Origin of the sequence: Neptunomonas sp. (genome assembly GCF_041601355.1) — a bacterium.
Classification (GTDB): domain Bacteria; phylum Pseudomonadota; class Gammaproteobacteria; order Pseudomonadales; family Balneatricaceae; genus Neptunomonas.
On record NZ_JBFIIH010000044.1, the window covers coordinates 21,697 to 27,696 of the forward strand.

Here is a 6,000-nt window from a genome sequence, read left to right on the forward strand (position 1 = left end):
AGCTATCGAAATTGACTAATAGATTTAAAAAGACAATAGCCTTGGGGTAACAAAAAATCATTTAAAAACAATGAGTTAAAAATAAATTCCTGCGGAAAAAACATCTAATAAAAATAAATAAAAAATCCTTTAGAATCAATTGGTTAAAACAATAAAACAGTCGTATTTTATTTGCGGACAATCATTAATTATTATAGAATTATCATATATAAATAAAGATTACTCAAAAAGAGATTAAGACTATGCAAGAAAAAGAAATAAGACTGCTTTTTAACGCTGGAGTGTTTGAATCCTGCCAGGCAACGCCCATTGCCATGTCACGCGGATGGACACTTAAATTCATCGCAAAAGACAACAATGTCATTACGCTGGATCTGCAACGCAGCAAAAAAGAAAGAGAATTTAAAAGCCTCGATGGTGCGGCTGCCGTTGCCCGAAAAATCGGCTTTGAGTGGCTAAATGTTCATATAGGAGAGTTGGAGTGGCGGGAAAAGGTATAAAGGCGCCTGAAGAAACAAGCGCCTGAAAATGCCGGCGCTAAACTGCGATAGTCTGGCCTGCTTGTAGTTCTTGCGGGGTTGCTTCTCTTACCGATACGATCTCAACATCAAAGGTAAGACTTTGTCCTGCATAGGGGTGATTAGCATCAACTGTGACGAGATCGTCTTCGATTTCAATCACTGAGACTACTTCGTCCTCACCGGCTTCATTGGTTATATGACACATCAGACCAACGGAGAGCTCGGGCATGCGGGAAAACAATTTACGTTCAACATCGTAAATTTTATCCTCATCAACTTCGCCGTATCCTTCCAGTGGCGTTAATGACACTCTGAAATGTTCTTTGGCTGTGCGGCCTTCCATCGCCTTTTCCAGCCCAGGCACAATATTATGACAGCCATGCAGGTAAGGAATAGGCTCGCCACCTTTACTGCCGTCCAATACTTCACCCTGCTCATTGATCAAGGCGTAATGAAAATACACAACCACATTATCGGAAATTTGCATTAAGTGTTCCCCTCATGGCATTAGTCGCTTTGCTATCCAGCGTCCCAACACCTCTAGTGACTCTACCGACACTTCATGTGCCATCTTAAATGTCTGCCAATCAGGCTGATAACCTTTTTGCTTCAACTGCATCACAGCGCTCTCGCCTAATGCCAGTGGCACAACATCATCGTACTCACCATGCAAAGACAACAGCGGCATTGATAACGCGGCCACATTATTGATCTTCTGGATAGGACGCGGCAGATATGTTGACATGGCGGCTATACCACCCAGATTAGCCGGATAGCTTAAGCCGGTTTCATAAGCGACGGCTCCTCCCTGCGAAAAGCCCACCAGCAGAATACGCTCTGGCGCTATACCAGACTCAATCTGATGAGTCACTATGGCTGAGATATCAGTCACTGACGTTTGCAGTTGGGTTTCACTAATTTCACGGCCAATATTCATACTCAGAATATCGTACCAGGAGCGCATCACCATGCCGCCATTGATCGTCACTGCCTGCTCTGGTGCATTAGGAAACAGAAAACGGACAGCGAGTTCTTTGGGCAACCTCAAATAAGGGATCGTCGGGGGGAAATCAGATCCATCCGCACCCAGTCCATGCATCCAGATAATCACAGCATCACAAGCCGGCTGTGTTTCCACCATTATCATGTCGTTATCTATCATGGCTGTAGCCTCTCAATGATCCAGTTATTATCCGATAAACGATACTGAAAACGATCATGCAGGCGATTTTCCCGTCCCTGCCAGAATTCAAATTTTTGAGGAATTAAGCGGTATCCTCCCCAACGCTGCGGACAAGGTACTTCTTGCTCTTTGTATTGTGCCTGTAATTGCGCCACACGTTGTTCCAATACCTGACGCGATGCTACCGGCTGACTTTGCTCGGAAACAGCCGCACTTAACTGACTACCCAAAGGGCGCTGATGAAAATAGATATCTGCCTGATCAGCTGTTAGTTTCTCTACGCGTCCCTGTATACGTATCTGTCTTTCCAAACCATACCAGTAGAATAAAATCTCGGCCTGCGGATTTTCTTCTAGCTCCCGGCCTTTCTGGCTCTGGTAATCGGTATACCAGGCAAAACCATTCACATCAAAATGCTTTAGCAGAACAGTTCTGGCTGATGGCATTCCCTGCTTGTTAGCCGTTGCTAACGTCATGGATGTTGCATCATCAGGCCGTACCTGACATGCCACATCGAACCATTCTGTAAACTGTTTAAACGGATCGGCGACTAAGCTGTTGTCTGCTATCCCCTGGGATACATACTCTCGACGCAATTGGGTAAAATCACCCGCGGTTTCGGACATTCTCTATCTCCTGTATAAGCGGCTTACTATAACCAAAAGCTTACGACCATACATCTGCCTGAGCGTTGTTTTCTGCGAATAGCCATAGCAGAGTAATTTCTGGCATACTGCAGTTTGATTAAAACGCATCAATAGAGACGTATGATAGATAAGGAAATAGTATCGCTACAACCGGAAAAGTACTGGGTCTGTCCGGAGTGTGACCTGCTGCTGAATCGTCGCGCCATACCGGACCGGCATGAAGCGCACTGCCCGCGTTGCCAATCGTTGCTTATTTCCAGTAAGCATCATTCCATTGAATGGACGCTGGCCCTGGCCGTTGCCGGCTTAATTCTTTTTTTCCCTGCGAACATTTTTCCCATATTAACCTTGCAAACACTGGGACTTTCTCAGTCTGAAACCATCTTTACATCCGTAATGGCACTCTATGATAGCCAGCTGTTCATGGTCTCGGCACTGGTTCTGATGTCTGCCATAATTGTTCCGTTAATGAAGCTTATATTACTGGCCTATCTGAGCACCTGCCTACTCATGCATAAACGTGCACCTTTATTGGCCTGGTCAATGCGCAGCTACCAACAGCTGGATAGCTGGGGAATGCTTGAAATCTATATGCTGGGAATTCTTGTTTCTATCGTAAAATTAATTGATGTAGCAGATGTCACACCGGGTATCGGTCTCTATAGCTTAACGGGGCTAATCATCATGACCTTGCTGACATCCACGCAACTCGACAGTCACCGTTTCTGGCGCCGCATTGAGCAACTGGAGAAGAAGTGAAACAGCACTCAGCACTCACTCAAGGCATCATTCTCTGCCATCGCTGTAAAAGACCTGCCTCTGTAACAGATGACAAAACTACTTGCCCGCGCTGCGGAACCCGCCTGCATCGTCGAAAGCCACACTCCATTGCCTACACCTGGGCACTGCTACTCGCCTCAATGATTATGCTACTTCCGGCTAATTTGCTACCCATTATGACATTCCGATCATTAGGTCAGGGAGACCCTGCTACAATTATGCAAGGTGTTATGCAGCTCCTTGACCATGGTATGCTCGGGATCGCTTTTGTCGTTCTGGCAGCCTCAATTATTATCCCTGTACTGAAAATAGTCGGTCTGATTATTTTATTATTAACCGTTCAACTCGGCTGGACCACCAATATGCGGCAGAAAATGCTGATGTACCATTTCGTTGAATGGATTGGCCGCTGGTCGATGCTGGATATTTTTGTGGTTGCAATACTCGCCGCCATTGTACAACTCGGTAACCTTGCCAGCGTCACGGGTAACACCGGCGCGACAGCATTTGCCGCTGTTGTTATTTTTACCATGCTGGCAGCGAACTGCTTTGATACCCGTTTAATCTGGGATAAACATCTGGAACAACTTGAGGTCTTTCCATGAGTGATCATGACCCGGTCATTACTCGCCGCCACCTTCCATCAGCCATCTGGTTCTTACCCTTACTCGCCGCCATTATTGCTGGCTGGCTTGTTTATAAAAATTATGACAGCAAAGGCATTCTGATCGAGGTGATTTTTGATTCGGCCGCGGGCTTAGAAGCTAACAAAACCAAGGTGTTCTATCGAGGCTTACCCACAGGTGTCGTCAAAGAACTTAAGGTTGATAACGACCTGAGGCGTGTCAGAGCACTGATTGAAATGGTGCCCCAGACAGAAAAATCCCTGACAGATCAGGCACAGTTCTGGTTAGTCAAACCCCAGGTATCTTTATCCGGTGTCCGCGGTCTTGAAACACTACTGTCAGGAAGCTATATCAGCTTCCAGCCCGGCGAAAAAGGCCTTCACAAGCGCTCATTTGAAGCCCTGGACCAACCTCCACCACCCATCAAGAACGCCAGTGGTCTGTACATCACTCTCACCGCCGATAACGCTCGCTCTGTTTACCAGGGCGCCAAAGTTTATTTTCGTGATATCGAGGTCGGTGAAGTGCTCAGCCATGCCCTTGCAGCAGACGGCAAAAAAGTATTGATCGAAACCTATATTGAACCCCGTTTCACCTACCTGATTAAAGAGAACACACGTTTTTGGAATGCCAGTGGTATTAAAGTGAAAGCCGACCTCCCAAAAATTGATATCCAGATCGGCTCTCTGGCTTCAATTATTGCGGGAGGGATCCATTTTTCCACCCCAGATGAAACAGCAGCTCCCGCCATCAATAGCCAAATACTTCCCCTGTACGACGACTACGAAGCAGCACAAGATGGTATTGAGGTTCAGCTGCGATTTCCCGGTGCAACCGAACTCAGAGAGGGAGCAAGCGTGCTAAGCCGCGGCATTCAAATCGGACGTGTCAAACAGGTCACACTCACCGATGATTTCAAATACCTGGATAGCACCTTGTTAATCGACCCGCGTGCCCAGGACCTGCTCAAAGAGGGATCTCGCTTCTGGCTGCAGAAACCGGAACTTTCATTAGAGAACCTTGATCAACTCGGCACACTGCTCCGCGGCAGCTACATTGAGCTTGAACCCGGCCAGGGAAGTGCACAACGAAACTTCACAGCGCTTCAAATCGCCCCGGTTAAACGTCAGTTAAGTCAGGGAAAAGCGATTGAATTACGTACCGATCAACTCGGCTCGCTTACCAAAGGATCTCCTGTCCTGTACCGCCAGCTACCTGTCGGAGAAGTGATCAATTATGAACTGGATGCCAAGGGCGAGCATGTCATTATCTATGCTGCTATAGAACAGCGATACAGTCATCTGGTAAAAAGTAACAGTCGTTTTTGGAATGCCAGCGGCATTGATTTAACCGCTAACATTGATGGCATTGAACTGCGCACAGAGTCTGCAGCGACACTTTTTCGCGGCGGCATTGCATTTTTCAACCCACCACAAGCGAAAAACGCCACGACAAACGCCACGGTTTATTCACTCTACAGCGATTACCATCAAGCATCTCAACAAGGCGCGCTGACCGATCAGCGTTTTCAAAATGCCCTCAAGATACGCTTACATAGTCTGGAATCAGGTTCACTTAAAGCGGGAGACCCGATTCTCTATAAACAAATCACAGTGGGTGAAATAGCTCAAACCGTTCTCAATAAAGACGGTAAAGGTGTCACGCTGTATGCGTTTATCGATCCTGCCTACATCCATCTGATCAATGAAGGCAGCCGCTTCTGGAATGCCAGCGGCATCAAAGCCGATTTCACATTGCAGCAGATGAGTATTCGCTCAGAATCACTTAAAACACTCATATCAGGTGGTATTGCCTTTGACACAGACTATCCAGGCGCCAGTATCAAGCCTAACCATATGTTCACACTTTACCAGGACCGCATCACCAGCCGACAACAGCCTCTTGGTATTCAGGTGATCTTCGCTACTGGCAAGAACATCCAGCCCAATAGCGATGTTCGCTATAAAGGCCAGACCGTAGGTAAAGTAGTAAACGTGGCGGTGATTCAGGATGGCGAAGCATTACGCGTAAATATTGACCTTTTCAGAGATGGTCACTTCCTGGCTCGTAAAAACAGCCGTTTCTGGGTAGTCGCACCCGCCATCCGCTTAAGTGGCATAGAGCACCCTGAGGGGTTACTCACCGGTAACTATATTGAAGCGCTTTCAGGCGATGGGCCTGCCACTTTTTCCTTTAGCGGCTCACACAAAGCACCCATATTCCAAAACAAAAATGGCCTCAAC

7 protein-coding genes are annotated in these 6,000 nt (G+C 47.0%); 4 read left to right on the forward strand and 3 right to left on the reverse strand.

What is annotated here, in order from left to right:
- Positions 1-242 precede the first annotated feature (242 nt).
- Positions 243-500 (forward strand): hypothetical protein, encoded by a 258-nt coding sequence (locus ABY436_RS09065; RefSeq protein ID WP_090729124.1) that lies wholly within the window; start codon positions 243-245, stop codon positions 498-500.
- 37 nt (positions 501-537) lie between these two features.
- Here the strand turns inward: ABY436_RS09065 and ABY436_RS09070 are convergent, their stop codons facing one another.
- Genes ABY436_RS09070 through pdxH form a run of 3 tightly spaced genes read right to left on the reverse strand, consistent with a single transcriptional unit; the run spans position 538 to position 2,330 of the window.
- Complete coding sequence (locus tag ABY436_RS09070; protein ID WP_372738655.1) at positions 538-1,008, reverse strand: peptidylprolyl isomerase; 471 nt, start codon at positions 1,006-1,008, stop codon at positions 538-540.
- A gap of 12 nt (positions 1,009-1,020) precedes the next feature.
- Positions 1,021-1,683, reverse strand: coding sequence for an alpha/beta hydrolase (locus tag ABY436_RS09075; protein ID WP_372738656.1), 663 nt, complete (start codon positions 1,681-1,683; stop codon positions 1,021-1,023).
- The gene (gene pdxH / locus ABY436_RS09080; protein WP_372738657.1) at positions 1,680-2,330 is read right to left on the reverse strand and encodes a pyridoxamine 5'-phosphate oxidase; all 651 of its coding nucleotides are present in this window, start codon (positions 2,328-2,330) and stop codon (positions 1,680-1,682) included. The genes ABY436_RS09075 and pdxH overlap by 4 nt, the downstream gene beginning before the upstream one ends.
- A 141-nt stretch (positions 2,331-2,471) precedes the next feature.
- On the opposite strand from pdxH, the gene ABY436_RS09085 reads away from it, so the two are divergent.
- From ABY436_RS09085 to ABY436_RS09095, 3 genes are all read left to right on the forward strand, one after another.
- Positions 2,472-3,110 carry a paraquat-inducible protein A gene (locus ABY436_RS09085; protein ID WP_372738658.1) on the forward strand — a complete coding sequence of 213 codons (639 nt, stop codon included), beginning with the start codon at positions 2,472-2,474 and terminating at the stop codon, positions 3,108-3,110.
- A complete protein-coding gene (locus ABY436_RS09090) occupies positions 3,107-3,736 on the forward strand; it encodes a paraquat-inducible protein A (protein WP_372738659.1) in 630 nt (209 codons plus the stop codon). The genes ABY436_RS09085 and ABY436_RS09090 overlap by 4 nt, the downstream gene beginning before the upstream one ends.
- Positions 3,733-6,000: MlaD family protein (locus ABY436_RS09095; protein WP_372738660.1), on the forward strand; the 2,268-nt coding region annotated here is incomplete at its 3' end. The genes ABY436_RS09090 and ABY436_RS09095, both read left to right, overlap by 4 nt.